Origin of the sequence: Pseudanabaena sp. FACHB-2040 (genome assembly GCF_014696715.1) — a bacterium.
Lineage (GTDB): Bacteria > Cyanobacteriota > Cyanobacteriia > Phormidesmidales > Phormidesmidaceae > JACVSF01.
On record NZ_JACJQO010000005.1, the window covers coordinates 876,611 to 903,438 of the forward strand.

At 55.4% G+C, this 26,828-nt stretch carries 23 protein-coding genes; 12 read left to right on the plus strand and 11 right to left on the minus strand.

Translation table 11 applies throughout. The annotated features are described in order from the left end of the window. Window positions 1–45: 45 nt before the first annotated feature. The 5 genes from sufC to H6G13_RS07680 all read left to right on the plus strand — a co-directional run bounded on the left by sufC (window position 46) and on the right by H6G13_RS07680 (window position 7,398). Window positions 46–831: a Fe-S cluster assembly ATPase SufC gene (sufC, locus tag H6G13_RS07660; RefSeq protein WP_190482930.1), complete on the plus strand. Its 786-nt coding sequence runs from the start codon at window positions 46–48 to the stop codon at window positions 829–831. Beyond that, window positions 831–2,177: a Fe-S cluster assembly protein SufD gene (sufD, locus tag H6G13_RS07665; RefSeq protein ID WP_190482546.1), complete on the plus strand. Its 1,347-nt coding sequence runs from the start codon at window positions 831–833 to the stop codon at window positions 2,175–2,177. Before sufC ends, sufD begins: the two co-directional genes overlap by 1 nt. A gap of 127 nt (window positions 2,178–2,304) precedes the next feature. Next, window positions 2,305–3,576, plus strand: coding sequence for a SufS family cysteine desulfurase (locus H6G13_RS07670; RefSeq protein WP_190482547.1), 1,272 nt, complete (start codon window positions 2,305–2,307; stop codon window positions 3,574–3,576). Between the two features lie 135 nt (window positions 3,577–3,711). Beyond that, a complete protein-coding gene (locus tag H6G13_RS07675) occupies window positions 3,712–6,249 on the plus strand; it encodes an endonuclease MutS2 (RefSeq protein WP_190482548.1) in 2,538 nt (845 codons plus the stop codon). A gap of 621 nt (window positions 6,250–6,870) precedes the next feature. Continuing rightward, window positions 6,871–7,398, plus strand: coding sequence for an NYN domain-containing protein (locus tag H6G13_RS07680; protein ID WP_190482549.1), 528 nt, complete (start codon window positions 6,871–6,873; stop codon window positions 7,396–7,398). A 358-nt stretch (window positions 7,399–7,756) separates the two neighbouring features. Here the strand turns inward: H6G13_RS07680 and H6G13_RS07685 are convergent, their stop codons facing one another. The 3 genes from H6G13_RS07685 to H6G13_RS07695 form a co-directional block, all read right to left on the minus strand. Beyond that, window positions 7,757–8,437, minus strand: coding sequence for a zinc metallopeptidase (locus tag H6G13_RS07685; protein WP_190482550.1), 681 nt, complete (start codon window positions 8,435–8,437; stop codon window positions 7,757–7,759). Between the two features lie 76 nt (window positions 8,438–8,513). Next, a complete protein-coding gene (locus H6G13_RS07690) occupies window positions 8,514–8,999 on the minus strand; it encodes a transcriptional regulator (RefSeq protein ID WP_190482551.1) in 486 nt (161 codons plus the stop codon). A 316-nt stretch (window positions 9,000–9,315) separates the two neighbouring features. Then, window positions 9,316–9,981, minus strand: coding sequence for a sigma-70 family RNA polymerase sigma factor (locus tag H6G13_RS07695; RefSeq protein ID WP_190482552.1), 666 nt, complete (start codon window positions 9,979–9,981; stop codon window positions 9,316–9,318). Between the two features lie 297 nt (window positions 9,982–10,278). Between H6G13_RS07695 and H6G13_RS07700 the strand changes: the two genes are divergently transcribed. Continuing rightward, window positions 10,279–10,761, plus strand: coding sequence for a hypothetical protein (locus H6G13_RS07700; RefSeq protein ID WP_190482553.1), 483 nt, complete (start codon window positions 10,279–10,281; stop codon window positions 10,759–10,761). A gap of 52 nt (window positions 10,762–10,813) precedes the next feature. On the opposite strand, the gene H6G13_RS07705 is transcribed toward H6G13_RS07700, so the two are convergent. Continuing rightward, the gene (locus H6G13_RS07705; protein ID WP_199305811.1) at window positions 10,814–12,793 is read right to left on the minus strand and encodes an AarF/ABC1/UbiB kinase family protein; all 1,980 of its coding nucleotides are present in this window, start codon (window positions 12,791–12,793) and stop codon (window positions 10,814–10,816) included. A 342-nt stretch (window positions 12,794–13,135) separates the two neighbouring features. Between H6G13_RS07705 and recN the strand changes: the two genes are divergently transcribed. Both recN and H6G13_RS07715 read left to right on the plus strand, forming a co-directional pair. After that, window positions 13,136–14,920: a DNA repair protein RecN gene (gene recN, locus H6G13_RS07710; RefSeq protein WP_190482554.1), complete on the plus strand. Its 1,785-nt coding sequence runs from the start codon at window positions 13,136–13,138 to the stop codon at window positions 14,918–14,920. A 96-nt stretch (window positions 14,921–15,016) separates the two neighbouring features. After that, the gene (locus H6G13_RS07715; protein ID WP_190482932.1) at window positions 15,017–16,609 is read left to right on the plus strand and encodes a sodium:proton antiporter; all 1,593 of its coding nucleotides are present in this window, start codon (window positions 15,017–15,019) and stop codon (window positions 16,607–16,609) included. A gap of 106 nt (window positions 16,610–16,715) precedes the next feature. On the opposite strand, the gene H6G13_RS07720 is transcribed toward H6G13_RS07715, so the two are convergent. From H6G13_RS07720 to H6G13_RS07740, 5 genes are all read right to left on the minus strand, one after another. Further along, the gene (locus H6G13_RS07720) at window positions 16,716–17,624 is read right to left on the minus strand and encodes a hypothetical protein (RefSeq protein ID WP_190482555.1); all 909 of its coding nucleotides are present in this window, start codon (window positions 17,622–17,624) and stop codon (window positions 16,716–16,718) included. A 113-nt stretch (window positions 17,625–17,737) separates the two neighbouring features. Then, window positions 17,738–20,260, minus strand: coding sequence for a sigma 54-interacting transcriptional regulator (locus H6G13_RS07725; RefSeq protein ID WP_190482556.1), 2,523 nt, complete (start codon window positions 20,258–20,260; stop codon window positions 17,738–17,740). Between the two features lie 103 nt (window positions 20,261–20,363). Then, the gene (locus H6G13_RS07730) at window positions 20,364–20,525 is read right to left on the minus strand and encodes a hypothetical protein (RefSeq protein WP_190482557.1); all 162 of its coding nucleotides are present in this window, start codon (window positions 20,523–20,525) and stop codon (window positions 20,364–20,366) included. A 4-nt stretch (window positions 20,526–20,529) separates the two neighbouring features. After that, window positions 20,530–21,027 carry a hypothetical protein gene (locus H6G13_RS07735; protein ID WP_199305760.1) on the minus strand — a complete coding sequence of 166 codons (498 nt, stop codon included), beginning with the start codon at window positions 21,025–21,027 and terminating at the stop codon, window positions 20,530–20,532. An 87-nt stretch (window positions 21,028–21,114) separates the two neighbouring features. After that, window positions 21,115–21,522, minus strand: coding sequence for a DUF4168 domain-containing protein (locus H6G13_RS07740; RefSeq protein WP_190482558.1), 408 nt, complete (start codon window positions 21,520–21,522; stop codon window positions 21,115–21,117). Between H6G13_RS07740 and H6G13_RS07745 the strand changes: the two genes are divergently transcribed. From H6G13_RS07745 to hisS, 3 genes are all read left to right on the plus strand, one after another. Further along, window positions 21,521–21,712: a hypothetical protein gene (locus tag H6G13_RS07745; RefSeq protein ID WP_190482559.1), complete on the plus strand. Its 192-nt coding sequence runs from the start codon at window positions 21,521–21,523 to the stop codon at window positions 21,710–21,712. The genes H6G13_RS07740 and H6G13_RS07745 overlap by 2 nt on opposite strands. A gap of 70 nt (window positions 21,713–21,782) precedes the next feature. Then, window positions 21,783–22,070: a LuxR C-terminal-related transcriptional regulator gene (locus H6G13_RS07750; RefSeq protein ID WP_190482560.1), complete on the plus strand. Its 288-nt coding sequence runs from the start codon at window positions 21,783–21,785 to the stop codon at window positions 22,068–22,070. Window positions 22,071–22,238: 168 nt separating this feature from the next. After that, a complete protein-coding gene (hisS, locus tag H6G13_RS07755) occupies window positions 22,239–23,555 on the plus strand; it encodes a histidine--tRNA ligase (protein WP_190482561.1) in 1,317 nt (438 codons plus the stop codon). Window positions 23,556–23,601: 46 nt separating this feature from the next. Here the strand turns inward: hisS and mgtE are convergent, their stop codons facing one another. Beyond that, window positions 23,602–24,960, minus strand: coding sequence for a magnesium transporter (gene mgtE / locus H6G13_RS07760; protein WP_190482934.1), 1,359 nt, complete (start codon window positions 24,958–24,960; stop codon window positions 23,602–23,604). 106 nt (window positions 24,961–25,066) lie between these two features. Between mgtE and cofH the strand changes: the two genes are divergently transcribed. Continuing rightward, window positions 25,067–26,296 carry a 7,8-didemethyl-8-hydroxy-5-deazariboflavin synthase subunit CofH gene (cofH, locus tag H6G13_RS07765; protein ID WP_190482562.1) on the plus strand — a complete coding sequence of 410 codons (1,230 nt, stop codon included), beginning with the start codon at window positions 25,067–25,069 and terminating at the stop codon, window positions 26,294–26,296. On the opposite strand, the gene H6G13_RS07770 is transcribed toward cofH, so the two are convergent. Beyond that, the gene (locus H6G13_RS07770) at window positions 26,209–26,817 is read right to left on the minus strand and encodes a hypothetical protein (protein ID WP_190482563.1); all 609 of its coding nucleotides are present in this window, start codon (window positions 26,815–26,817) and stop codon (window positions 26,209–26,211) included. The two genes, cofH and H6G13_RS07770, sit on opposite strands and share 88 nt — an antisense overlap. Window positions 26,818–26,828 lie beyond the last annotated feature (11 nt).

A 26,828-nucleotide genomic window follows, 5' to 3' on the forward strand; every position in this document is an offset into this window, starting at 1 on the left:
CTCCAACCCATTTGAACTTGGTGGGCTGTGCCCACCCTACAGGTGATGATTAACGAAAACAGCGAAGTTATTCTTTCTGTGCGCAATCTGCACGCCGCAGTAGAGGGCACTGAAATCCTCAAGGGGTTCAACCTGGAGGTCAAAGCGGGAGAGATCCATGCCGTTATGGGCCTGAATGGCTCAGGCAAGAGCACATTTTCTAAGGTGCTAGCCGGACATCCTGACTATGAGGTGACAGCGGGTGAAATTGTCTTCAAGGGGCAAGACATCCTGGAGCTAGAGCCCCATGAGCGGGCCACCGCCGGGATTTTTCTGGCCTTTCAATATCCCCTAGAAATTCCGGGTGTGAGCAACCGAGACTTTTTGCGGGTGGCTTACAACGCCCATCGCAAGGCCCAAGGCGAAGAAGAAATTGACGTGTTTGATTTCGACGACCTGCTAGAAGAGAAGCTGGGTGTAGTAAAAATGGACCCCACCTTTCTTGATCGCAGCGTTAATGAGGGCTTCTCAGGCGGCGAGAAGAAGCGCAATGAGATTCTGCAGATGGCCCTTCTGGAGCCCACCCTATCTGTTTTAGATGAAACTGACTCGGGGCTAGATATCGACGCGCTGCGGATTGTCTCTGGCGGGGTCAATCAGCTAATTCGGCCTGATAATGCAGTGGTGCTGATTACCCACTATCAGCGACTGCTCAACTATATCGTGCCCGACTATGTCCATGTGGTAGACCAGGGCCGAGTGATTACCACAGGCGGTAAGGAACTGGCGATGGAGCTAGAGTCGCGCGGTTACGAGTGGATTTTGGCAGAGAAGGCTGAGGCAGCGGTGTGATGAGCATTCAGATATCTGAAACCCAACCCGGGCTGACTGCTGCCGAGAAGCGGGAGACTTACCTAAAGGCACTGCTGGCAACGGTGCAGGGCAGTGTTCCTGCAACTCTGGCGCTGCCGACTCTGCGCGGTGCGGCTGAGGCTTTGGTGAAAGAGCGGAGTTTTCCCTCATCACGGGATGAGGAGTGGCGCTTTACTGATCTGTCGGCGCTGCTGGAAATTTCCTTTGAGGCTACCAGTCAGGCGGCTACCGTTGGTCCGGAGAGTCTGGCTGCGGTGGTACTGTCCGAGTCTCAACAGGCTCGACTAGTCTTCGTTAACGGCCAGTACAACGCTGACCTATCGAGTACAGCAGGGCTGCCGGAAGGGGTTGTCGTGGGCAACTTGGCAGCACTCTATGCCCAAACTGACTGGCAGCAGAAAATTGATTCACGATTGGGTCAGCAGTCTGGCGGGCACGAAATTTTTACAGCTCTGAATACGGCAGGCTTTCAAGACAGTGCCGTAATCTGGGTGCCGCGCAACCAGGTCGTTGATACCCCTATTCAAATTATCTTTGTGTCGGTGCCGCAGCCGGAGTCTGTAGTTGCCCAGCCCCGCTGCTTGGTGGTAGCCGAAGCAGGCAGTGCCCTCGCCCTAGTTGAAGAGTTTTGGGGAGCCGCTAGCGGTAGCCATTTGACCAATGCCGTCAGCGAAATCTGGGTGGACGACAACGCCCAGGTCACCCATGTACGGGTGCAGCGGGAAGGGACGGACACGTTCCATATCGGCAAAACCGCCGTCACTCAAGGGCGCGATAGCCGCTACGCTGGCACAGCGATTTCCTTGGGGGCGCAGCTCTCTCGGCATCACTGGGAGATGTACCAGGCGGGTGAGCAAACCGATACTAAGCTGTATGGGCTAAATGCGATCGCAAACACCCAAACCGCCGATACCCACAGCCTAATCGCCCTGGCCCAGCCCTACGGCACAGTCGATCAGCTGCACAAGAGCATTGTCGATGACCGGGCTCACAGCATTTTCAGCGGCATGATTGCCGTGCCCCAAGCGGCTCAAATGACCAATGCCAACCAGCTCAACCGCAACCTACTGCTGTCTGATAAAGGTCGAGTAGACACCAAACCGCAGCTCGACATTGTAGCCGACAACGTCAAATGCTCCCACGGAGCCACTATTAGCCAGCTAGAGGCCGATGAGATCTTTTATCTGCAGAGCCGAGGCATCAACGCTGCTCAGGCCCAGCAGCTACTGATCTATGCCTTTGCAATGGAAGTAATTGACACTATTCCTGTGGAGTCGCTCAAGGCTGCTTTGACCCGTCAGGTCGCAGAACGAACGCCTGAGTAACTAGATCGGCAATCCCGCAGTCGCTGTCGCCTTGCCGCACTGCACTTCTCTAGCCTAGCCCCTACAGTGAAAGTAGCCCTGTCTCTGCCTAAACAAACCCTCTAACCCTCCGTTTCCCCCAGCCACTATGACCCTCGCTCAGGAACTCACCCTCGCCACTAAAGTTCGCGCAGATTTCCCGATCCTGCACCAGCAGGTCAATGGCTATCCGCTAGTCTATTTTGACAATGCGGCGACCTCCCAAAAGCCGAGGGCGGTGCTAGATGCGCTGATGCACTACTACGGGCAGGACAATGCCAACGTCCACCGGGGCGTTCATGCTCTCAGTGCTCGTGCCACCGATGCTTACGAAAATGCTCGCGATAAGGTAGCGGCCTTCGTTAAAGCGGCCTCTAGAGATGAGATTGTCTTTACCCGCAATGCCAGCGAAGCAATTAACCTGGTGGCCTATGCTTGGGGCATGAGCCAGCTGCAGCCGGGGGACGAGATCATTCTCTCGGTTATGGAGCACCACAGCAATTTGGTGCCGTGGCAGTTCGTGGCTCAGCGCACGGGCGCGGTGCTCAAGTATGTGGGCCTGACAGCAACCGAAGAATTTGACCTAGACCAGTTTCGCCAGCTGCTCTCAGACAAGACCAAGCTGGTGACAGTTAACCACATTTCAAACACGCTGGGCTGCCTCAACCCGGTGCCTGAGATTATCGCCCTAGCCCATCAGTTTGGAGCTAAAGTACTGATTGATGCCTGCCAGAGCGCTCCTCATATGCCGCTGGATGTGCAGGCGCTAGACTGTGACTGGCTCGTGGCCTCTGCTCACAAGATGTGCGGGCCAACCGGCATTGGCTTTCTCTACGGCAAACTGGACTTGCTACAGGCTATGCCGCCGTTTTTGGGGGGTGGGGAGATGATTGCTGATGTCTTTCTCGACCACTCGACCTATGCTGAGCTGCCCCACAAGTTTGAGGCGGGCACCCCTGCGATCGCAGAAGCCATTGCCCTAGGAGCCGCTGTCGATTACCTCTCAGCCATCGGCATGGACAAAATTGCCGACTATGAGCACGAGCTAACGGCTTACCTCTACCAGGCCCTCAACAAGATCCCTCATCTGCGTCTCTACGGCCCCCAGCCCAAAGCCGACGGCAGCGGGCGGGCCGCCTTGGCCACCTTTACGGTAGACGGCGTTCACGCCCAAGACCTCTCGACGCTGCTAGACCAGTCGGGGATTGCGATTCGCTCTGGGCACCACTGCACCCAGCCGCTGCACCGCATTTTAGAAGCTGCTTCTACAGCTCGGGCCAGCCTCTATTTCTACAACACCAAAGAAGAAATCGATACCTTTGTAGCCACGCTCAAAGACACAATTGATTTCTTCGGCAGCGTCTTTGACGACGAAGACTAGGATTTATGGGGGCTACCTAATTTGAGGTTCAACCCGCTGCCTGCCGGTAATCCCTCCCTGTGACGGGGTTGTGGGTTGCTCAGGGCTTTCTATACTAAAAATAGTGAGTTTTGTGATTAGCTCCGCCAAAAAACCTTGATTCAACAGGAAACCCTTGAGCTTCTAGAGTGGGCTCGCCTCTGCCAGCATTTATCGACCTTTGCTTCGACCAAACTAGGGGCGACCGCAGCCCGTCAGCTCAGGATTCCAACTACTCAGTCAGAGAGCGAGCATCTGCTTGAACTGACCCGCGAAGCCTATCGGCTGGATGGGAAAACAAATTTGAGCTTTTCAGGCGTGCAGGACATTGGCGATGCGCTAGAGCGGGCTGAGCGTCAGGGATTGCTCAGTGGCGAGGAGCTGCTTGCGATCGCAACGACCCTCAACGGAGCCCGACAGCTGCGCCGCATGATAGATGCTCAGGAAGACTTGCCCGTCCTACAAGCCCTGGTAGCAGACCTGCGAACTTACCCTGAGCTAGAGCAGGAAATTCATCGCTGCATTGATGATCGAGGCGATGTCGCTGACCGGGCCAGCCCTAAACTGGCAGGCATTCGAGAACAGCTCAAGGCTAGCCGCAACGAGATTTATCAGAAGCTTCAGCGCATTCTGCAGCGCCATGCTGGAGCCGTGCAGGAGCAACTCATCACCCAGCGGAGCGATCGCTTCGTCATTCCCGTTAAGGCCCCTCAAAAAGACGCCATTCCCGGCATCGTCCACGATGCCTCTACCAGCGGCCTGACTCTATTTGTCGAGCCGCACAACGTTGTGGAGTTGGGCAACCGCTTGCGGCAACTGCAGCGGCAGGAACGGGCTGAGGAAGAAATTGTCCTGCGTGAACTGACAGCCCAAGTCACGGTCGTTCAGCCTGAGCTAGAGCAGCTGCTAGTCATCGTCACTACGCTGGATCTGGCCACCGCCCGCGCCCGCTACTCCTACTGGCTAGAGGGCAATGCTCCTCGCTTTATTGCTCCCGACGAGCAGGCCACCCTACGCCAGCTCCGCCATCCCCTGCTGGTCTGGCAGCAGCGCCACGAACAGGGGCCTGCCGTAGTCCCTATCAACGTCATCGTCAAACCCCACCTGCGCGTTGTCGCCATTACCGGCCCCAACACTGGCGGCAAAACCGTCACCCTCAAAACCTTGGGCCTAGCAGCGCTAATGGCCAAAGTCGGCCTGTTTATCCCCGCCCGCGAACCCGTAGAAATTCCCTGGTTTGACCAGGTGCTTGCCGACATCGGCGACGAGCAATCCATCGAGCAAAGCCTCTCTACCTTCTCTGGCCACATCCGTCGCATTAGTCGGATTCTAGAAGCCCTTCAGCCTTCTAAACCTCCCCTAGAGAACGAGTCACAGACCCCGCTTCTACAGGGTCCACCCTCCTCATCTTCCCCATCAGAGGCGCAATCCCAGGTCGGATCCCTACAAGATTCCCCCACCACCCCACCTGTCCTCCCCTCCCCGCGTCCTCCCCTCCCCGCGTCCTCCCCCACCAACACCCTCGTCCTCCTTGACGAAGTCGGAGCTGGCACCGACCCCTCCGAAGGCAGCGCCCTAGCCGCATCCCTGCTGAGACATCTAGCAGACAAAGCTCGGCTCACGGTCGCTACTACCCACTACGGCGAACTCAAAGCTTTGAAGTATCAGGATGAGCGCTTTGAAAACGCCTCAGTCGAGTTTGATGACGTGACGCTGTCGCCCACTTACCGATTGCTCTGGGGCATTCCGGGCCGATCCAATGCGCTGACCATCGCCCAGCGGCTAGGCTTAGACGCTGCCATCGTCGAAGCTGCCAGAGAACAGGTTGGCATGAGCAATCAGGAAGATGTGAACCAGGTGATCGCCGGGCTTGAGGCTCAGCGCAAGGTTCAGGAAGACAAGGCCAGCGAAGCCGCCAAGCTGCTAGCCCAGGCCGAAAAGCTCCACAATGAGGTGTCTCACAAAGCGCAGATGCTGAGGGAGCGCGAGCGCGACCTGCAGCAGCAGCAGGAAAAGGCCATTCAGCAGGCCATCCACCAGGCCAAAGACGAAATCGCCAGGGTAATTCGTCGCCTGCAGCAGGGCGATGCTACGGCTCAAGCGGCCCAAAAAGCGACAGATGCCGTCAATGCCATCGCTGGTAAGCATCTGCCTACCCGTCAAGCTACCCCCAAACCCAAGCCTGGGTTTAAACCCAAGGTGGGCGATCGCATTCGCATTCCCAGCCTGGGCCAAACAGCAGAGGTGCTAACAGATCCTGATGAAGACGGTAAGCTGACAGTACGCTTTGGCCTGCTCAAGACCACGGTGAGCCTAGCAGATATCGAGTCGCTGCACGGAGAAAAAGCCGAACTGCCGGTTAAGCCCAAACCTCAGGACAGCGTCCCCGTTGCCCAAGCGGCTCCACCGGCTCCAGCCGTGCGTACCTCTCGCAACACTTTTGATATTCGAGGGATGCGAGTTGCTGAGGCAGAATCGGTGTTGGAAAATGCGATCGCAACTGCCAACAGAGCCATCTGGATCATCCACGGGCACGGTACAGGCAAGCTAAAGCGAGGCGTTCACGAGTATCTCCAGCGCCATCCCCAAGTGCAGCGATTTGAGGCAGCGGAAGCTACTGATGGGGGTACTGGCGTTACCGTCGCCTACGTATAGGCTGCTTCAGTTCTACACCGGAACTTCAAACTTATCAGCACTCTTTAGAGATAAAAAATGTCTCCTCTCTGGTTAGGACAAGCGCCTAACCTAGCTTCAAAAAATAAGCGTTCCAGGTAAGTACAACTCCTCGCGGAAACACCCTGCCCTCGACCATAGATAGAGGGCAATAGTTCCTTATACCGCTCTCTAAGTCTTCTGATCAGACCCCTCAAATCGACCTGCTTAGGTAGTTTGCCCACAATTTCAAAGTAGGCTTTATACTAGATGGGTATCTTTTATTTAGTTCAAATTAGTTCATCATCCTGTACTCTTTATCAAATACTTAATCAGCGTGAAAACTATTCTTACTGATAACCGAGAAGTTATTGAAAACTGATAAAAACAAAGTTTACCGTCCTGAAACTAGTTCCTAGTCAAAGGATTAGTTTGCCGATTTTGACTTTATAAGCCGGAACTGCTCTGAGTCCGACCTATTTAATCAAGACAGTTTTCCGGCTTTCCGGAATATTTTGTGTTTCTACACCATTTAGGGTTTATCAACTCTGAGCAGCAGCCTTCTGTTTTATCAGGTGCTCTGCAAACTTACTCATTAAACTTATTGCTTATTGCACAGTGTTTATGCCAAGTCATCATTTACTTAATCGCCTCTCCATATTTGTTGACGGAAACAATATGTTTTACGCCCAGCAAAAGAATGGATGGTTTTTCGATCCAAAACGTGTGCTGGAGTACTTTGCTGGGGAGAAAAGCGGGCTGAGTCTGGTCAATGCCTTCTGGTACACCGGCTTAAAAGATCCGCAAGACCAACGCGGCTTCCGCGATGCGCTGATTAGCCTCGGCTATACAGTCCGGTACAAAATTTTGAAGGAATACTACGACGATACTTCTGGGCGCTACTCTCAAAAAGCCAACCTAGACATTGAAATTGTTGTAGACATGTTTAATACCGTTGAACAGTATGACCGGGTAGTTCTGTTTAGTGGCGACGGTGATTTTGAACGAGCGATTGAGCTACTGCGCTCGAAAAATACTCACATTACCGTAGTCTCCACTGAAGGTATGATTGCTCGAGAACTGCGCAACGCTACCGACCGCTATATCGATCTCAACAATGTTCGTGCCTCTATTGAGAAGCTAGACAACTGAAAGGCCTCCTTGCCTGGTGCTCCCATTAAGAGGAATAAAAACCTTTTAAGCAGCTAGGCAAGCAGGAATTTTCGTTCAGCCTTAGACTCAAATTAAAACTCAGAACCACTCTCCAACTGACCTAGAAAAACGCCGAGGGGGCGCAGAGGCCTGCGCCCAATGCTGCATTTGTAGTGTTAATAGGAAGTGATAGAACCGTTTTAGCAGCCCTCGTTTGACTGCCTACCAAAAACCCCAGTAGAGAGCGAAAACCACGTTCCTACTGGGGCTAATTAAAGATAGGTAGAAGGCCTGTTTGGATTTCTTGACCTAACGCAGAACGAACTTACAAGCAGTGTTTTAAGCGGTGCCTTGAAGCCTAACTGCGGCGAGAAACTAAAAAAACGTAGTAGAGCAGGTTGAGGGCTGCATAAAAAGCGGTAGCAACGTAGGTCCAAGCTGCTGCTTGCAAAACTGCCTTAGCCCCCCGATTCTCTTCTCCCTGCAAAATCCCCATCTCATCGATCAGTCTCAACGCCCGTTTAGAAGCATCAAACTCAACGGGAAGCGTGACCACGTGAAACAGCAAGACCGCTGCAAACAAAAGAATTCCTAGCCAGGCCAATCCTGTTAGCTGAAGAAACAGCCCTGCCAGGATCAAAATAGGTCCAAGCCGAGAACCCAGGTTGACCGCCGGCACCATAGCTGCCCGGAAGTTCATGAAGGTGTAACCCTGGTAGTCTTGCAGCACATGGCCGCACTCATGAGCAGCTATAGCCGCTGCTGCCAGAGAACTAGAGCCATAGATTCCCTGGGAAAGCCGAACGGTTTTAGCCCTGGGGTCGTAGTGGTCGGTTAGTTCACCTGCCACAGGCTCAACGCGAACATCGCGAAGATTCATCTTTTGAAGAATGGCTTGAGCTACCTGCGCTCCTGTCATGCCAAGAGTAGACTGAACCTGGGAGTAGCGACGGTAAGTCCCTTTGACCTGGCTCTGCGCCCAGAACATGAACGCGATGCCAGGAATAATCAGCAGAAAATAAAAGGGATCGAAATACATGAGCCCAGTTAGATCTAGAAGACAACTGCACTATCTGTGCTATTGGCGATCATAGCCAAAAGATAGGCAAGCTTGTTTAAAGTTCAGAACCAGTGGGTAAAGAGAGTCTTCTTTGTTCAGCCCCTAAGATTTCAGTGGTAGTAGACATAGGAGAATCTTGGGGAATTGGGAAGGCAGGCTCATCGAGAGTAATCTGGAGCACGTCTCCACTGGCCACAGAATCACTCGGAACCGACGCCCACTGCAGCCAGGATTGATTTGGCCTAAAAACTCCAGAGAGTAAACCCAAAGCTCCAATAGCCAAAACACCAGCTCCCGCCATGCAGGTCGTTCGAAAGCGCTTATTCAAGCTGCTGAAAACACCTGCTAGAGTTTCGTCGGAGGTGTAAGTAGGCTCAACCGGGCTAGATTTAAGGCCCTGACGAAGCTGCAGTAGCCGGTTGTAAAGACACTTAGCACTGGGATCGTGAGCAAGCCAGCTGTTGACGAGTTGACGTTCGTGAGGAGTAACCTCACCGTCTAGGTAGGCACTAAGAAGTTCAAAGCGATCTCGTTTAATCACATCCAGATCCCTTGATAATTCAAAGGGTTGAGCAGAATAGGGTGAATGGTCCGGATGAGGGTAATGCTGACGAGGAAAGTTGGACGGACAAGAGGAAGTGGTCATGCCAGGAGCGCTACCAATGAGGCCAACAATCTAGACTCAAACCGACAATGTCAGGTAGAAGCACACTGAAAGTGGAGGTGATCCCGCCAAGTCTTCTAGACACTGCCGATTTTGATCATAATCGGAACCTCGAAAAAGCGGTATTGCTTCCTAGGATTAGTTTTGTTGCACCCGAAGAAAGAGCTGCACCCCAGCCAAAAATGTGGCCTGGTTATAGCCTGGGCTGATCACCCAGATACCCCTGCAGGTCGCTCTGTAGCCGCTGCCGAGCGCGGGCAATGCGAGACTTGACCGTACCCAAGGAGACGCCGGTTATCTCGGCAATTTCTTCGTAGGCTAGCCCTTGGATTTCGCGCAGAATAATAGTGGTGCGGAAAACATCTGGCAATTCAGCAATAGCCTGCTTCAGATGGTCGTAAAACTCCTGAGTCATCATGGTGTCGACTGGGCTAGGCTCGGAGGTAGGCACATCCCAATCAACTTCACCGTCTTCTACGGTGCGGGGGGCGTCTAGCGACAGCATTGTTTCTACCCGCTTACGCTTTCGCAGCTCGTCGTAAAACAGGTTTGTAACGATACGCCCTAGCCAGCCTTTGAACTTGTTAGGATCGTTTAGGCGACGGATATTACGGTAAACCCGAATCCAAACTTCTTGAGCTAAATCAGAGCGATCTGACCAGTCAGGAGCTAGATGGTAGAGCAGCTTATCGACATGGGTCTGGTAGCGCCGTAGTAGCTCAGCAAAAGCTACTCGGTCGGGCCGTAGGTGTTCCTGACAGAGAAGCACCAGTTCAGAGTGGGAGAGTTGGTCAGGCGCAAGGGTGCCAGTCGTTGTCGTGACTGAAAATGGCCAGGACGTAGAAATTGATTGACTCATAACTGCGTTTCCGGTTTTCTTTTCAAACAGCTAACGTTTTCAAGAGGCCGTGCAGGCTGCAATCTGCGGCCACCTGGCACTGTGACTCGACGTGTTTCTTCGTTAGTTTTACAGTGCTTACTGCTCCTTCGTAGGGGGGAGTGTGCCTGTCAGCGTTTTGGCACACCTGTTTGATCGTGAGGATTAGGCAAACCCTCGCAAACCTCAGCCTTGAGTAAGATGGCAGAGGGTATACTCATGCCATAAGAGGCAGTACAGATCACTAGAAATTAGTAGAAACCGCTAGAAGAGTTATTGATGCAGTATCTGGCTAAGGTTCAGAAAAAAGCATTTTTGGGGGGCGCAGAGCTGCTGCTACTGGCCCAGCGCCAAGATGAAACTGCCTGGGAAGTTCTTTCCTCAGAGCGAATTGTAGAAACCTCAAATTTAATTGCTTTTCAAGAGGGGCATCTGGTGCTGGTCGCACTTGATGGGCTCAACCAGATAGAACAGGTAGAAGATGCAACGCCCTGGGTTTTGACCCTGGTAGAGCAATACCTAGCTTTTGGGGTGACTCCCCAAGCCCTAGAGCAGGAAATTGAGCGGGCGGAACGGTGGCGACAGTCGCTGACGCTGAAGAGCCAGGAAGTTGACCGCCGGGCTCTAGAAACGGCGGCCCGGCGAGATGAGATTCAAGAACTAGAGCGCAAGCTAAAGCTGGAACAGGAGCATTTAGAAGTTCAGCGAACTGAGTTAGAGGCCCTAGAAGCTCGCCTAAATGCCGCCCAAGAGGAAGCCTAGCAATACTAGACTGGCTCTTGAGCGGCATAGCTTAAGACTATCTGTTGGAATTCTACGGTCGGGTCGCAGCGATGGCAGAGATGGGGACAGGTCGCCTTAACACTGCCGACCCAGTTCTGGGCTGAGGCGCTTCTGTGGCTAACAGAAAATCGCGAATCAGACGGGCTAGAGCGCGTTGAGCCAGGCCGCTGACAATGCGCTGGCCCATATCGCGAGTTTCAGCTTTGAACAGGAGTTGGGGCAGTTTTGCCGCCACTAAACTTGGGTCAAAGCCTTTGGTATGGCGCAGAATGTCGACAATTCTGAGAATATGGTCGATTTCGCTGTCGCGTTTGGGTTGGGCAGGGGAGAGGGCTGTGGTTGACTCGGCTAGGCCCAGACGCTCCTGCAACTTTTGCGAGACGTTTTGCAAGGTATTGTGACCTAGAGAATCTAGCCCCCGCACCAGTTCATCGACAATGCGATCGCGAATAAACGTACCGCGATCTGAGAACAGAAACTCTAGGGTCTGATCCAGCACGGTATCTAGGTTGTAGTCATCGCTGTCGCTAGCATTTCGCAGCAGGTTTTCTAGCCGGTTCCAGCGGAAGCGGCCATCTTTAAACAGCAAATCCCGGAGCGAGGTTCGAAGCTGAGGCGAGGGGTCGGTCAGCAGACGCTTGGCAATGTAGGGGTATGCTTTGCTGAGCACCTTGAAGTTGGGGTCAACATTAATGGCAATGCCTTCTAGCGTGACCAGAGAGCGAATGATCAGGGCATAGTAAGCGGGCACCCGGAAGGGATACTCGTACATCAGCGCTGAAAACTCATCGGTAATGCTCTTGAAGTTCAGCTCAGCTACGCTAGCTCCCAGCGCATTGCTAAACACCTCAGATAGGGCAGGCACGATTGGACTCAGGTCGGTGTCTGGAGTAAGAAACTCTAGATTCACATAGTCGCGGGCCAGCCCTTCAAAATCGCGGTTGACCATGTGCACGACTGCCTCGATCAAGCCGTAGCGCTGGTAGGGCTTAACCTCGCTCATCATGCCGAAGTCAAGATAGGCCAGCTTGCCATCAGGGGTAGCTAGCAGGTTGCCAGGGTGGGGGTCGGCATGGAAGAAGCCGTGCTCTAGAAGCTGTCGCAAAGAGCACTGCACACCCACATCGATCAGGTAAGTGGCATCAATGCCCTGAGCGTCGAGCTGTTCAATGTTGGTTAGCTTGGTGCCGGTAATCCACTCCATTGTCAGCACCCGCCGGGCCGTGTAGGCCTCGTAGATGCAGGGTACGTAGATGTCGCGCAAGTGGCCGTAGAGGGAAGCAAATCGCTCCGCGTTTTGCGCCTCGTGGGTGTAGTCCATCTCTTCAAAGATGCGCGCCCCAAACTCATCCATGATGCCGACCAAATCACTGCGCACCTGGGCAACCCGCTTGGTAGCAAACTGGGCCAGCCACCGCAAAATGTAGAGATCGCGGGTAATTTGTTGAGCTAAACCAGGTCGCTGCACCTTGACAGCAACCTCTTCTCCCGTGTGTAGACGGCCTCGGTAAACTTGCCCCAAAGAAGCAGCGGCAATCGGCGCAGCAGAAAGTTCGGCATACAGCTGTGACGGCGGAGCCCCTAACTCTGCCTCGATAAACTGAAAAGCCAGCTCGGTGGGAAAGGGCGGCAGCTGATCTTGAAGCTTAGTCAGCTCTTCTAAAAAAGTAGGCGGAACCAGGTCAGGCCGGGTAGAGAGGGCCTGACCTACCTTAATGTAGGCTGGACCCAAGCGGGTCAAAATCTCACGAAACTGCTGAGCCCGCTGTGCTTCTTTTTGGGTGGTTTGATGGGTGCGGCGATCCCACCAGAGGCCCAGGTAGAGCATGGCGAAGGGCACCAGGATGCTGAGCAGACGGCTCAGGATCTGAAACGGGCGTCTGCCGTAGTAGGCTGCGATCGCATCTGGGTCATAGGTCAAGGCTTCCAGCGGGTTCTGCAGCCGCTCTGGCGCTTTAGGGAGCGGTTCTGCAGCCAACTCTAGCGGAGCTGGTTGAGCCGTCAGCGGCATCAAAGCGCTATCAATCACAGGTGCGATCGCTTCCCGGTTATCGACATCCATTGTTGCTTCCTGGGTGGCAGAGGTGAGATTAGCCGTCACAGTCGTTCATTAAATCGAGAGGAGGTTCCTGTAAAGTATTGTAATGGCCTAGAGCCAAAGACTTGGGTCGGGACATCCGTACTAAACATTAGCAAGTCAATACAAAAGTACTGAGAAAGTACTTAGAATGAGTCCTGAGAGTCTTTTTGGTGACCCATTTGAGGCGATGCTCTCCGGTCTTACCGAGATTGTCTAACCTGAAGATCTGTCCTTAAGATCTGTGCGCTCACTCTGCCAGCCTGGTCCCCAATTATGCTCACTGCGCTTCACATTGAGAACTTTGCACTCATCGACCGGCTGGATCTACAGCTTCAGCCTGGGTTGAATGTGCTCACAGGAGAGACCGGAGCCGGAAAATCGATCATTCTAGATGCCCTAGACGCAGTTTTGGGCGGTAAAGCGAGTCAGCGTCTGATTCGCACTGGCACCCCTCGCGCCCTGATTGAAGCCACCTTTACCCTCACCCCAGCCATAACCCAGTGGCTGGAGCACAACAAGATCCAGATAGAGGCCGATCAGCTAGTGTGCAGCCGGGAGCTGACCGCTGGACGGGGAGCCATCCGTAGCCGTTCACGGCTCAACGGGGTCTTGGTCAACAAGCCTCAGGTAGAAACCCTGCGCCAGCTTTTGCTAGAGATTACGGCTCAGGGCCAAACCCTCCAGGTCGGTTCACCCGATTTGCAAAGAGAGTGGCTAGATAGTTTTGGCGGCCAAAAGCTGCTGGCACAGCGTCAGGCAGTCGCTCAAGCCTACGAAGCGGCTGCCCAAGCCAGACAAGCCCTAGAGCGCCGCCGCAAAGCTGAGCAGGACCGGCTAGAGCAGCTGGATCTCTTTGAGCACCAGGCCCGAGAACTCAATGGGGTTAATCTGACCACGCCCGACGAGATGGATTTACTGGAGCAGGAGCAGCAGCGCCTGAGCCACAGCGTCGAACTCCAGCAGCAGAGCTATCAGGTCTACCAGATTCTCTATGAAAACGATGCTGGAACGGGTGCCGAGGCCTGCTCTGACCTGCTGGGTAAAGCCGAAGCCATCCTCAGCGACATGCTGCGCTATGACCCCGAAGTAGGCCCGATTCTTTCCATGGTGAGCGAGGCCCTGTCGCAGGTTGAAGAGGCCGGCCGCCAAATCAATGTCTATGGGGAAAATATCGAGGCTGACCCCCAGCGGTTAGAAGAGGTCGAGCAGCGCATCCGGCAGCTAAAAAGCCTCTGCCGCAAATATGGCCGCTCCTTGGGCGAACTGATCGAATACCGCGACGAAATTCAAGGTTCTTTGGACCTGATGAACGGAGACGGTCAATCGCTCGAAGCCCTGGAAAATGCCTATGAGGCCCACCGCAAAGTTTTAGACCAAGCCTGTGGCCAGCTATTGGAGTTGAGAAAACGGGCCGCTAAAACCCTCGAAACCAAGCTGGTAGCCGAACTAAAACCGTTGGCGATGGACCGGGTGCAGTTTAAGGCTGATCTGCGCGCGGTAGAACCAACCGTGATGGGCACCGAACGAGTGCAGTTTCTCTTTAGCCCCAACCCTGGTGAACCGCTGCAGCCGCTGGCAGAGACCGCCTCGGGTGGTGAGATGAGCCGCTTTTTGCTGGCCCTCAAGGCCTGTTTTTCGGACACAGATCTGGGCAGTACGCTGGTGTTCGACGAGATTGATGTCGGCGTTTCCGGGCGGGTGGCTCAGGCGATTGCCGAAAAGCTTTACCAGCTGGGGCGGCAGCACCAGGTGCTCTGCGTCACCCACCAGCCCATGGTGGCGGCAATGGCCGATGCTCACTTCCGGGTCGGCAAACACCTGACAGATGAAGCAGAAAAATTACCCGCTAAGCGTCGCAAGTCTCGCGCCAAATCCGCTGAGGAGGGAGCCGTAGCCACCGCTGAAGAAGTCCGTACCGTCGTGCGGGTGGTGCCTCTAAACCAAGATGAGCGGCGGGAGGAGCTAGCTCAACTAGCCGGCGGACACTCTCACCAGGAATCGTTATCTTTTGCTGAGGCGCTGCTCAGCCAGGCCGCCGGTATTCGTCAGCAGATGTAGCCCTAATGCCAACAGAGGCCTCTCTATAGTTGCCGCTGGCCCAGTTGCCCCTTACTATTGGGGGCATTGGAAACCCCTATAGAAGCGATCGCAATCATGCTCGTGGAGCTTTTGACAGCCGCTGAGGCCGGTTTTAAGGACCCCTCTATTGAAGCTAATCTCAAACAATTTTGCCTAGTGCTGCTGGTGTCGCTGGGGGTAGCGACGATGTCTCGCGCCTTTAGCGTGCTGCGTAATATTCCCTACACCCTGCTGCTGTTGCTGGTAGGGCTGGGGTTAGCGGTGTTAGATGTGCGGCTGATTAACCTGTCGCCAGAGCTGATCCTGTTTATTTTCCTGCCACCGCTGCTGTTTGAAGCCGCCTGGAACCTCAACTGGAAGAGACTGAGTCGCAACCTAGTGCCGATTTTGCTCTTTGCCATTCTGGGTGTGATCATCTGCATTGCTGGTTTGGTGTGGGGCCTTCAGGGGATTGCTGGTACATCCTTGGCGACGGCCCTGCTGGTGGGAGCCAGCCTGTCAGCTACCGATCCGGTGTCGGTGGTGGCCCTGTTTCGAGAGCTGGGAGTAGACAAGAAGCTGACGGTACTAATGGAGGGCGAAAGCCTATTCAATGACGGGGTGGCGGTCGTTGCCTTTAACCTGCTGGTGGGCTTGGCTCTGGGAATCGAGCAGTTTGACCTGTCGGTGTCGCTGGCCCGGTTCTTGATATTTACCGGGATAGGTATCAGCGTGGGGGGGCTGATTGGCTTTGGCATTTCTTTTCTAACCCAGCGGTTTGACCTGCCTCTGGTAGAGCAGTCGCTGACGCTGGTGTCGGCCTATGGCACCTACCTGGTAGCCGAGGAACTGGGCGGCTCTGGCGTCATTGCCGTGGTGACCACCGGCCTGATTTTGGGCAACTTTGGTTCTCGTATTGGCATGAACCCCCGAACCCGCCTGCTGGTCTCAGAGTTTTGGGAGTTTGTTGCTTTCTTTGTCAACTCGATTGTGTTTTTGCTGATTGGCGACCAGGTAAAGTTTGCCGGACTGGCAGACAACCTTAATTCGATTGGAATTGCGATCGCAATTATCATTCTCAGTCGCGCCATCAGCACCTTTGGCCTGAGTGCCCTGAGCAATGTTCTAGTTAACTCTGATATTTCCTGGCAAGGGCAGACCTTGCTCTGGTGGGGTGGCTTGCGAGGGTCAGTCTCAGTGGCTCTGGCTCTGAGCGTGCCCACAAGCTTGGCCGATCGAGAAGAAATCATCGCCATCGTCTTTGGAGTCATGCTGTTTACCCTACTGGTGCAGGGCTTAACTACCCAGCCCCTGCTGAATCGTCTGGGCCTGCTGGGCGACAAGGTCGTACTCCAGGACTACCAGCAGATGACAGCCCAACGGGTAGCCCTCACTCGCGTGATGAAGCGGCTAGTCGAAATCAAGGAGAGCGAATCCCTAGATCCAGAATTTGTGGGCTATCAGATGGCTCTAGTCGAAGGTCAGCTCGATGAAGTGAAGGAAAAAATGCTGCGGCTAGAGCAGCAAAACGAAGACGTGCGCAACCTCACTACCGAACAGCTAAGGGAGGAACTGCTAGCCATCGAATCCGATACCTACGCTGAACTGATCCGCGCCGGACGATTGAAGGATGAGCTAACCCCCTTACTCCAATCCGTTTTACCAGATCGCATTGGAGAGAACCTTTAATACCAATTCTCTAACTAGCCGCTACATTCATCCACTGATCCACCGATCCACTCTCACACCCCTTATCTGCAGCACTTTTTTCTGGAATCGGTATAAGCAATTTCCCCTACTGGGAACTAGAGTGCCGTTGCTGCCAATAGTGAATAGCGGCTTCATACTCGTTAGCCTGGCTGGATTGGGAGAGAACCTGCTCCCGGAGGTTTTCGTTTTCCTGCTGCAGGGCTAAGAGCTGGCGCTTGCAGTGATCGCGCTCTGCTGCTAGTTCCTGGCAGCGGTGCTTGAGCTGATTTTGCTGGTGAAATTGCTCGACCAGTTCATGGTCTCGTTCCTCCAGCTTTTGCTGCTGGGCTTTGATGACCTGCGTTAACGCGATGGGGTCTTCTTCCCAGTCCTCTGATTCAACGGGGGGGAGAGCAATAGGGTCTGTGAGCTGACGGGCAATGCTCTCCTGATAGGCCAGCAGGCGGGCAAAGTTGACCTGATGCCGGGTGAGGGTGGTATCGAGTTCGCGGATGTGCTGCTGAGCCACATGGAGCTGGCTGCTGAGGCTGACAGTCAGAGCCCGCACGACCATTACCTCTGAGATCAGCTCTAAGTCCTGCTCAAACAGCCGCTCAGCCGGAGCAGACTGGTAGTAATTTTTAATTCGCAGTAGATAGTCCTGCACCTCAGTCTGGCTCTGCTGAATGCGGACACGGAGCCGTTCGAGTTCGAGCTGCTGCTGGTTAATGATGTGCTGGACACCCAGCAGGAGCTTTTGCAGGATGTGGTTTTGCCATTCGCTTTTCTCATTGAGCTGCTCTTTGAGATTGGCAATGATTTTTTGCTGGGCGTTGGAATATTCTTCTGTCTGAGCGAGTTGGGACTCTAGCAGCTTGTGGTTTTCAACCCGCAGCTTCAGCTCGTCTAAGGTATCCAACGCCTGATCCAGCGCCTGCTGCAGGAGGCAGATGCGCTGAACCAGCTTAAAGTCCAGGGAGCCGTCTTGAGGCATGGCGGTGCGTTGGCAAACCAAGGCGTTTACTGAGTCAATTTAACAGACTCTTTTGAGAGGTGAAGTTCAATCGATGACAGCCGGGGATCCTTCCATAAAAGTTTACAGCTGTACCCCAGACTAGCAACGGCCTCTCAAAAGCCAAGTATTAGCCACCAAAGGCTAACACCTAGGGCAAATATGCTGACATGCTGAGGCCACAGCTGGCGCAGCGGCTGACGGGCAATTTTTTGGGTAAACCAAACCGCCAATAGCAGGCCTAGCAGCAGCGTGGCACCCTGGAGAAAGGCAATCACGGCGGGGTGAGCCACCCAAACTGGCAGGTTGCCTGAGAGGCCCACGGTCGCCAGAGAAACTGGCAGCACTCGCCCCCCCTCATCCAGGCCCAGCCGCAGGTAGTGGGCTAAATTCGCTGCCCATACCAGCGGCAGATAGCCATAGGCCAAGGTGAGAAAGGGTCTGGGCTTACAGGCAGGCCGGAGCCGGTGCTGGAGCTTGAGCATGAGCTGGGCCAAGAGGGGTGCGATCGCACCTACCCCCAACAGCCCCACCGACAGCAACGCGTGCCCTCCCTGAGCCGAGAGATCCCAGGTATAGCCGAGGCGAGCCTGCAGCTCTGGCAGCCGATGCAGATACACTGCTCCCAGCAGCAGAAACATCAAAGCCACCTCGTAGGAGCGCGGCACGTGGGTTGTCCACAGCTCAATGCCGGGGGGCCGCAGGTTCACCTCCACCGAGCGGTGGGGACAAGCTTTGAGGCAGGTCATACAGAGCACACAGTCGCGGTTATCTTCAAGCTGGGCCGGGTGGGAGTAGAGGGGGCAGCCATTGGTTTCTTGGCCTTCTCCTTTTTGGGGGCCACCCTTGTAGCACTGGTAGGTGGTGCACTCGGCTGAGCAGGTGCCTTGCTGCGCCCGCAGTTCGGTCATCGAGAGCTTAGCAAATAGACCGTTCATGCCGCCAATCGGGCAGAGATAGCGGCACCAAAAGCGGCGCTCAAATAGGGCCGAAAAGATCATGGCTCCAGCGGTAATCAGCAGCAGCAGGCAGGCTGATAGGTAGGCCGAATTTTCTAGATGCCAGACCTCTTCCCAAATTAAAATCAGGGCAAATAGGCCAAAGAGAAACCAGCCGCCCCAGCGCTCAGCCTGCTGCCGGGGCCAGCGCCGCAGCTTGCCTGGAAACAGCCATTGGGAAAGCTTTTGAGTAACTTCTCCGTAGATCATAAAAGGGCAAACCGCACACCAAAGCCGCCCCACAAAAGGAAAGCCCAGCAGCACCAGGGGCCACCACCAGGCCCAGAAAACTAGCAGGGCCACATTGCGATCGCGCGTTTGCGGCCCCCAAAACAGTAGCCCTATCACCAGGGCAAAAACCCACAGCGTAAAGCCATAGTTAATCCGATCGGGCCACCAGGGGCTCCGCAAAAACCGCCGTAGCTGGGGGTAAGCATTGAGCAAATTCAGCCGAAACTGCTTTTTCTTGCTTTGAGAGGGCCAGATCAGCTCCTCAGTGATGGTGCCTCCAGTGACCATTTGGGCCACAGCCCGCTCGACCAGGTTCTCTAGCTCCCGCAGGTTGTTGGGAAAGTCGTAAGCCTGCAGGCGGCGAATCGCCTCTGGCGACACCCGCACTCGCCCCATGCGCCGCTGCCGACAGACCAAGTTGAGGTAGTAGTCAATCTGGTCGCTGATGTCGGCCTTACGCACTCGTAGGGGCGGCACCTTGAGGATGTGGGCCACAGCGCCATCTAGGGCAGGCGTCGCTTTTTCAGAGATTAAGATGAGGCGGGCCTGAGATGTCTTTTCGGATGGCTGCGGTTCTTCGGGGCGGGGAACAGGGCGATAGGTTTGGGTGCGCAAGAGAGTTGCGATCGCGCCCACCAATTCCTTCGGCAGATCCTGCGTATTGTTGAGAATCAGCGTGCCCCGCCCCAGTGCCTCCAGTAGGCCCGGCTTGCCTCCCGCTCGGCCAAACAGATCAGCGCCATTGGCCTGAAGCTTAGAGCAGTCTATTCGCACAATCGACTCGCGCCGCTCAGCAGAGCCAAAGTGGATCAGGGCCGCCAGGTTGTCTTTTTCTAGACCCGGCTCGCCAAAAATAAGGACTGGCTCACGGTGGCTAGAGCAATCGCGCACCTGCTGCCGCAACCGCACTGCATAACGGCTCTTGCCAATCACACCTCGCTTGGCCTTAGCCACCAGGTAGGGCCGCAGAATTACCTGCCGCTCCTGCTCATAGTCCAGCTCAGAAGACAGCCGCCTAAAAGCTTCTAGCAGCTGGCGAGTAAAAGTCTGGAGAATATCGGGATGGCGGTTGAGGATGACCTGCACCTGCTCGGCACTGACAAATCCCGTGCGGGCCTCGCTCAGCGTCACCACCGTTTTTTCAACCAGTTGCTCCAGCAGCAGCGCCTCTAAATTAATGATTGCTCCCGGCAAAAAGCCGACGTTTCCAGAGATGGGGCCTTGCGTTTCAATCTGGCCCTCTAGCAAGATATAAAGCCCGTCAGCCGCTGCCCCAGCCTCGGCCAAAGTCTTACCGGCGGGCAGAGTGCGCTCCTCAATGGCGGCGGCGACTGCAGCCAAACTGGCGGGGCTAAGCAGGCCAAGGGAAGTATTTTCCTGCAACCAAGTGACAGAGTTCGATACAGTCATGGCAGTACAGAGGAAGCGGGAGTAAATGCAGTGATCGAGTGGAGCAGCCTCTGGGTGCCGCTAGCGCTGTTGGGGCTAATTGGGCTGGCAGCAATTTACTTTTCTAGTCTGGAGCAGCGGCCTTAAGGCCCGAAGCAAGCGCGGGCAGCCCCCAGCCCTGCCAGATTAGGCTAACAGCCCTGACCGATTCCATCACCGTAGCTTTACTTTTCCAGACAAATCGATTGCTGAGGTTGATAGATGCGATCGCATCTCCCCTCTCCAAAACCTCAGCCCTTACAGTGCTCCAGAATTTGCCCCATTTTGTAGAGGTGAGGCTCATCCGGGCGGGCCTGAAAAATCTGCTGAGCCAGATCGACAAAGGCCCTATCCAAGCTAGCCCCATCACGAATAGTCTTGCTGGCAGCATAGTAGGCCAGCATAGGCGGCATATCTAACTCTTCAGTTTCTCCCGTGTGCAGGCGCGATGGCTGACGCTGCCAGAGCAACACCTTCCCCCGCAGGGTAAACTGGCACCAGTTAATATGCTCTGGAATAACCTCGTCTAAAAAGCTTTGGGGATCGGCTTGAAAAGCCAGTTCAAACACTACGTCGAAGTAGGGCTCTTTCCCCTGGTACCAGAGGCGATACCCAGCTTGGGCTCCTGCCTTCATCAAGCCGGTATCAATGCGGCGCAGGGACTGGGCTAAGACCTGGATATCCTGCTCACTTAGATGGGCAATCCGGCTAAAGGAATCGGAGCCGGACGAGCCAGAAGCTGCTGTCATTTCAAATCCCTTGGAAGATAGGGGCTACCTCCATTATTGGCAGATAGCCGAGACAATTCCGGACGGATTCTACACTTCAAACGGCCTTTAAAGGTTCGTTTCCTCCACCTGGGCCAGCACCCGCTCCCGAAAGTCGGGATCAGTATTGGCCAGACCCAACAGCTGCCAATACTCCGGCTGAGTCAAACCAGCCTGCTCAATCAGCGCGTAGGCTTCGGCCTGAATCTTCTCCTGCAGCTGGATAGATTCGGTTTCGGTTTCGGCGCGCTGCAGGTCAGTTTCCCACTTGCCAACCAAGTCAACGATCGCCAGATAAGCCTGCACAAACTTGCTCACCCGCTCCGAAGGAATGTCGCTGGCATCGGGCTGAGATTTAACCGGAATTGCAGGTGGTAGATCGGAGCCGATCTCCGCTGCTGCTGCCCAGCCAGGCTGTCCGAGAAGCAGTAGGCAACAGAGGGCTAACGCATTGAGCCTCCTCCCCCATCTGAGCATGACAGCTACCTGTGCTAACCAGCAGTTCAGCCGCTCTCCCCAGTCACCCCACATGGCTAGCAAATTTTGGAGCCAAGGCCAAGCCACTATCCCTCCAGAGCAGTCCACCCTTCATCTTAGCGACCTCTTGGGGGAGTCTTCCATGCTTGCTGGCGGGGCAAACCCAGGAGAAGCCGCCTTTCCGGCGTGAAACTGAATAACCGCGTATAGTTAAACTATGGCCTAGGCATATATACGCAAGTGTTAATAGGGAAATAAGTATGGCGGGCAACGAGACCCCTCAAGTACACGCCAGCGGCACGCTGTCAGAACGAGAACTGCAAATCGTTGAACTGGTTGCTGCGGGACTAACCAATCAAGAAATTTCTGAACAGCTGGAGATCAGCAAACGAACGGTCGATAACCATATCAGCAACATTCTCACCAAGACGGCGACAGGCAACCGGGTGGCCTTGGTGCGCTGGGCGCTGCAGTGGGGCAAAGTCTGCATTGACGAAGTCAACTGCTGCACCCTGCCCACACCTGAAACGAAGAAAGCTGCGCCTTAACGGCGTAGGGCCTATCCTTTCCTACCCGAGGCTGCAGGTTGAAGAGCAGATTCGCCCTACCTGCCATACCAACTGGAGATGTTCCTAACGGCGATTCCCCTCAGCTCAAGCCTAACCGCTCTCGTTTGCCGCTAGAATCTAAAGCCTGCCCATGTCAGGGATGATTTTATGGAGACGCTGCAATCACTTACGGGAACTGAAGATATTCTGCCTAAGCCTCAGTTGGTCGGGCAGGATATCAAAGTGGCCGACATCAGTACCTGGCAGCGGGTAGAAGCAGCCGCCAGAGACATCTTCCATCGAGCTGCCTATCGGGAAATTCGTACCCCTATTTTTGAGCAAACAGCGCTGTTTGAACGGGGCATTGGCGAGGCGACCGATGTGGTGGGCAAGGAGATGTACACCTTCAAAGATCGCAGCGATCGCTCCCTTACCCTGCGCCCAGAAGGCACCGCTGGCGTGGTGCGGGCCTTCATTCAGCAAAGTCTTTACGCCCAGGGCGGCGTGCAGCGGCTTTGGTATACCGGCCCGATGTTTCGCTATGAACGGCCCCAAAAAGGGCGACAGCGGCAGTTTCACCAGGTTGGCGTAGAGGTGCTGGGCAGCCGCGATCCGCGCGCCGATGTCGAGGTGTTGGCCCTAGCGACCGATCTGCTACAGACTCTAGGGCTCCGCAACCTGACCTTCTTCCTCAACTCAGTGGGCAACCCTGAAGATCGGGCCAGATACCGAGAGGCTCTGGTAGCCTACCTCACCCCCTACAAAGACCAGCTCGACTCAGACTCCCAAGATCGCCTCAGCCGCAACCCGCTAAGAATTTTAGACAGTAAAGACGAAAAGACCCAGGCGATTGCCCAGGCTGCGCCGAGCATTTTAGACTACCTGGGCGACGATTCTCGGCGGCACTTCGACAGTGTGCAGCAGCAGTTGACGGATCTCGGCATTGCTTTTGAGCTGAACCCTCGCCTAGTGCGCGGCCTAGACTACTACACCCACACTGCCTTTGAAATCCAGTCCAGCGATCTGGGGGCTCAAGCCACCGTCTGCGGCGGTGGTCGCTACGACGGCTTGGTCAAGGAACTGGGCGGACCCGACACTCCAGCCGTCGGCTGGGCCATCGGTCTAGAGCGGCTAACCCTGCTGCTAGAAACTCTCAACCCAGCCGCCGCCCCTACAGTGGACCTATACGTCGTCTCCCGAGGCGAAAAAGCCGAATCTAACGGCCTGCTACTGGCTCAAAAGCTGCGCGGAGCCGGATTTGCAGTGGAGCTAGATCTGAGCGCCGCCGCCTTTGGCAAACAGTTTAAGCGAGCCGACCGCAGCGGAGCTGCCGCCTGCCTGATCTTGGGCGACGCCGAAGCCGAAAACGGCACCGTTCAGCTCAAGTGGCTGCAGAGCGGAGAACAGTTGGAGCTGACTCAGGCTGATTTGCTAGCGGATGTGGAGGGGTTGCGATCGCAACTGCGTGCAGCTAGAGAGGTGTAAGAGGAGACGCGGGGAAGTTCTCCCACCGCCCCTTCTCCTGCTGCCCCTATCCCAGAACTGCCTGCGCCAGCCCCAAATAAATCAACAGCCCCACAACATCTACGACTGTGGTGATAAACGGCGCTGACATGAGAGCTGGGTCAAAACCTAGGGCTTTAAACAGGAAGGGTAGGGCGGCACCGATGGCGGCAGCAGTCGCTGCGATCGCAACCATGCTTCCCCCCACAATCAGGGCCAAGGGCGTTTGCCCCAGCACCAGCAGCACCAGCACCAGCCCTAAAATGCCCAGCAGCAGGCCCAGCAGGCCGCCTGAGAGCAGTTCTCGCAGCACGACGACAGCAGGCTGGCGGTAGCGCAGCTCATCGGTACTAAGGCCGCGAATCACCACAGTAGAAGACTGAGCACCGACATTGCCCCCGGCGTCAATTAGTAGCGGGGCAAAAAAGGTAAGGCTGATCAGCTGGCTCAGCAAATTAACGTGACGGCTAAGAATAAAAATCGTGATGGCGTTGGTCAGCAGCAGGATTACCAGCCAGGGAATCCGCTGGCTGGTCGCTGCCAGCAGCCCGCTCTGGAAATAAGTCTCTCCGGCAGGCTGGACGCCGCCCATTTTGTAAATGTCTTCCGTGAATTCTTCCTGCACGATGTCGAGAGCATCATCGACGGTGATCACGCCCAGCAAGTTTTGCTCTCGATCTACGACGGGCAGGGCAATCAGGTCGTAGCGCTGGATCAGGTCAGCGACCGCTTCCTGATCGGTATCCGTATCGGCATAGACCACATCTCGGCCCATAATGTCGCCGATTAGCTGGTCTGGGTAGGCTAACACCAGATCGCGAAACGACACAGTGCCCACTAGCCGCTTAGCCGCATCGGTGACATAGAGGTAGTAGCTAATCTCTACCTCGCGTGCTTTTTGGCGGACTCGTTCTTGGGCCTGAGCCACTGACAGATCCGCCTTCAGCGAAATGAACTCAGGTGTCATTAGCCGACCGGCTGTATTGGGTTGATAGCCCAGCAGCAGTGAAGTGGCGCGGCGCTCCTCCGAACTGAGTTGAGAGAGCATGCGCCGCACCAGTCGGGGCGGCAGCTCGTCAAACAGGCTGGCCCGGTCGTCGGGAGACATGTTCTCGACCACCTCCAGCGCTTCCTGATCGCGGAACTGCTCAATCAGAGACTGCTGAATGTCAGAGCCGAGGTGCTCGTATACCTCAATCGCCTCGGCTTTGGGCAGCAGCCGGAAGGCAATCACCTGCATGGCTTGGGGCAAGCCCTCAATGGCTTCGGCAATGTCCACTTCCTGCACTGGACGTAGCAGGGTTTTGGCCCCTTCAAAGTTTTTTTGAGCCAGCAGAATTTCTAGCTGCGATCGCACCAGGTCACGCAGTTCGCTGCGGGAGCCCATTGGCTGTATTTCGGGTGACAAAGCAATCCCCCCATAGAGATGGCGACAGATTTGGCGAACAGCCGTCACAATTGATATTAAGACGGTGAGGCACTAGGTAACGCGAATGGCAACAGCGGTAGAGGCAATTCTTGAACAGGCAGTGGCCGGAGCCGATATTTCACCCGAGCAGGGGCTGACACTCCTGCGCCAGCAAGACCCGGCTGAAAGGGGTCAAGACCAGCCCTCGGAGGCCATTGCAGCCATTCGCACCGCTGCTGACAGGCTCCGTCAGCGCCAGACAAGCGATACCGTAACCTACGTCGTCAACCGCAACCTCAACTACACCAACATCTGTGAGCAGCACTGCAGCTTCTGCGCCTTTCGCCGTGACTCAGAGCAGGTAGGGGCGTACTGGCTCGACTGGGGCGTGGTGTTGGAAAAAGCGGCGGACGGTGTGCAGCGGGGCGCGACAGAGATTTGCATGCAGGGCGGGTTAAACCCCTACGCCAAAGTCGAGGGCAGCTCTCTTAAGTATTACCTACAGCTTATCCGCACGATCAAAGATGAGTTTCCCGACCTGCACCTGCACGCCTTTTCGCCGCAGGAGGTGCAGTTCATCGCCCGTGAAGACGGACTGAGCTACAAAGATGTGCTGCTGGCCCTGCAGGACGGGGGCGTTGGCTCTCTACCTGGTACCGCTGCCGAGGTGCTAGACGACGAAGTGCGCAAAGTGCTTTGCCCCGAAAAAATCAATAGCGCCACCTGGCTAGAAATCATTGCTTTAGCGCATCAGATCGGCCTGCCCACCACCAGCACAATGCTCTCAGGCCACATTGAAACCCCCGAACAGCAAATTCGCCACCTAGATCGGCTGCGGACCCTACAGCGCCAGTCCCGCGAGGCAGGGTATCCCACCGCCATTACCGAATTTATCCTGCTGCCTTTTATCGGCCAGGAAGCGCCCAAGCCCTTGAGAAAGCGGGTCGGGCGAGACCAACCCGTGCTAGCCGATGCCCTGCTACTCACAGCAGTCGCCCGCATTTATCTAGGTAACTGGATTACCAACCACCAGCCCAGCTGGGTGAAGCTGGGCCTGAGTGGGGCTACCGAAGCCCTGCGCTGGGGCTGCAACGACCTGGGCGGCACTTTGATGGAAGAGCACATTACGTCAATGGCTGGGGCGCAGGGGGGCACCTGTCTGTCAGTCGCAGAGTTGAGGGGTGCGATCGCATCTCTCAATCGCCCTGCTCAGCAGCGCGATACCCTCTATAATTCAGTTTCCATCAGCCCTACCGCCGACACTGGATACACCGACCTGGCCCGACAGTCCCTCAGCCACAGCCCCACCGCCTGACCAATAATGCCGTCGGTGCTGTCTTGGGGCGGACTGGGCGCTCTCCCTGCCGCCGGGTAAGGCCCCACACTAGAAAACATAAAAACCATCAGCCACCCACGATCGCTAGGGGCTAAAAACAGCCAGTGATAGTGCTGCAGCAGAACCGCCTGTTCATTGACGTACTGCCGCTCCAGAGTCGTGAAAAAAACCTGAGCAGTCGCTGCTTCTATCCCAGGCAGATCTCGAAATATTCGGTTTGACAGGTCAATCGGCTCTAGTTCCGGCTCCCCCACGACCAGCACCCCCCCAAAAGGCCACTCAGCGGCAGCTAGGCCGACTAGAGCGCGACTGGCCACCCGGTTGGCGTAGCCAGGCAAGTCTCGCACCAGTCCAGCGACCAGGGTCTCCAGATCCTCCGGACAGGCTACCGAGGGGCGGATGTGGGGCACATTCGCCGGGGGAGATGGGACCGTTATCTCTGGTGACATAGCGCTGTAGGCCGGAGATACTCCTCCTAGCCCCAGCCCAACGAGGCCCATTATCCAAAGTG

Bases quoted from the DNA above. Each gene is read 5' to 3' on its own strand.
- H6G13_RS07670 (WP_190482547.1), top strand. From the start codon at position 2,305: ATGACCCTCGCTCAGGAACTCACCCTCGCCACTAAAGTTCGCGCAGAT.
- H6G13_RS07725 (WP_190482556.1), bottom strand. From the start codon at position 20,260: ATGACTGTATCGAACTCTGTCACTTGGTTGCAGGAAAATACTTCCCTT.
- H6G13_RS07715 (WP_190482932.1), top strand. From the start codon at position 15,017: ATGCTCGTGGAGCTTTTGACAGCCGCTGAGGCCGGTTTTAAGGACCCC.
- mgtE (WP_190482934.1), bottom strand. From the start codon at position 24,960: ATGGGCTCCCGCAGCGAACTGCGTGACCTGGTGCGATCGCAGCTAGAA.
- cofH (WP_190482562.1), top strand. From the start codon at position 25,067: ATGGCAACAGCGGTAGAGGCAATTCTTGAACAGGCAGTGGCCGGAGCC.
- H6G13_RS07750 (WP_190482560.1), top strand. From the start codon at position 21,783: ATGGCGGGCAACGAGACCCCTCAAGTACACGCCAGCGGCACGCTGTCA.
- recN (WP_190482554.1), top strand. From the start codon at position 13,136: ATGCTCACTGCGCTTCACATTGAGAACTTTGCACTCATCGACCGGCTG.
- H6G13_RS07700 (WP_190482553.1), top strand. From the start codon at position 10,279: ATGCAGTATCTGGCTAAGGTTCAGAAAAAAGCATTTTTGGGGGGCGCA.
- H6G13_RS07740 (WP_190482558.1), bottom strand. From the start codon at position 21,522: ATGCTCAGATGGGGGAGGAGGCTCAATGCGTTAGCCCTCTGTTGCCTA.
- H6G13_RS07745 (WP_190482559.1), top strand. From the start codon at position 21,521: ATGACAGCTACCTGTGCTAACCAGCAGTTCAGCCGCTCTCCCCAGTCA.
- sufD (WP_190482546.1), top strand. From the start codon at position 831: ATGAGCATTCAGATATCTGAAACCCAACCCGGGCTGACTGCTGCCGAG.
- H6G13_RS07680 (WP_190482549.1), top strand. From the start codon at position 6,871: ATGCCAAGTCATCATTTACTTAATCGCCTCTCCATATTTGTTGACGGA.
- H6G13_RS07695 (WP_190482552.1), bottom strand. From the start codon at position 9,981: ATGAGTCAATCAATTTCTACGTCCTGGCCATTTTCAGTCACGACAACG.
- H6G13_RS07705 (WP_199305811.1), bottom strand. From the start codon at position 12,793: ATGCCGCTGACGGCTCAACCAGCTCCGCTAGAGTTGGCTGCAGAACCG.
- hisS (WP_190482561.1), top strand. From the start codon at position 22,239: ATGGAGACGCTGCAATCACTTACGGGAACTGAAGATATTCTGCCTAAG.
- H6G13_RS07770 (WP_190482563.1), bottom strand. From the start codon at position 26,817: ATGGGCCTCGTTGGGCTGGGGCTAGGAGGAGTATCTCCGGCCTACAGC.
- H6G13_RS07685 (WP_190482550.1), bottom strand. From the start codon at position 8,437: ATGTATTTCGATCCCTTTTATTTTCTGCTGATTATTCCTGGCATCGCG.
- sufC (WP_190482930.1), top strand. From the start codon at position 46: ATGATTAACGAAAACAGCGAAGTTATTCTTTCTGTGCGCAATCTGCAC.
- H6G13_RS07735 (WP_199305760.1), bottom strand. From the start codon at position 21,027: ATGACAGCAGCTTCTGGCTCGTCCGGCTCCGATTCCTTTAGCCGGATT.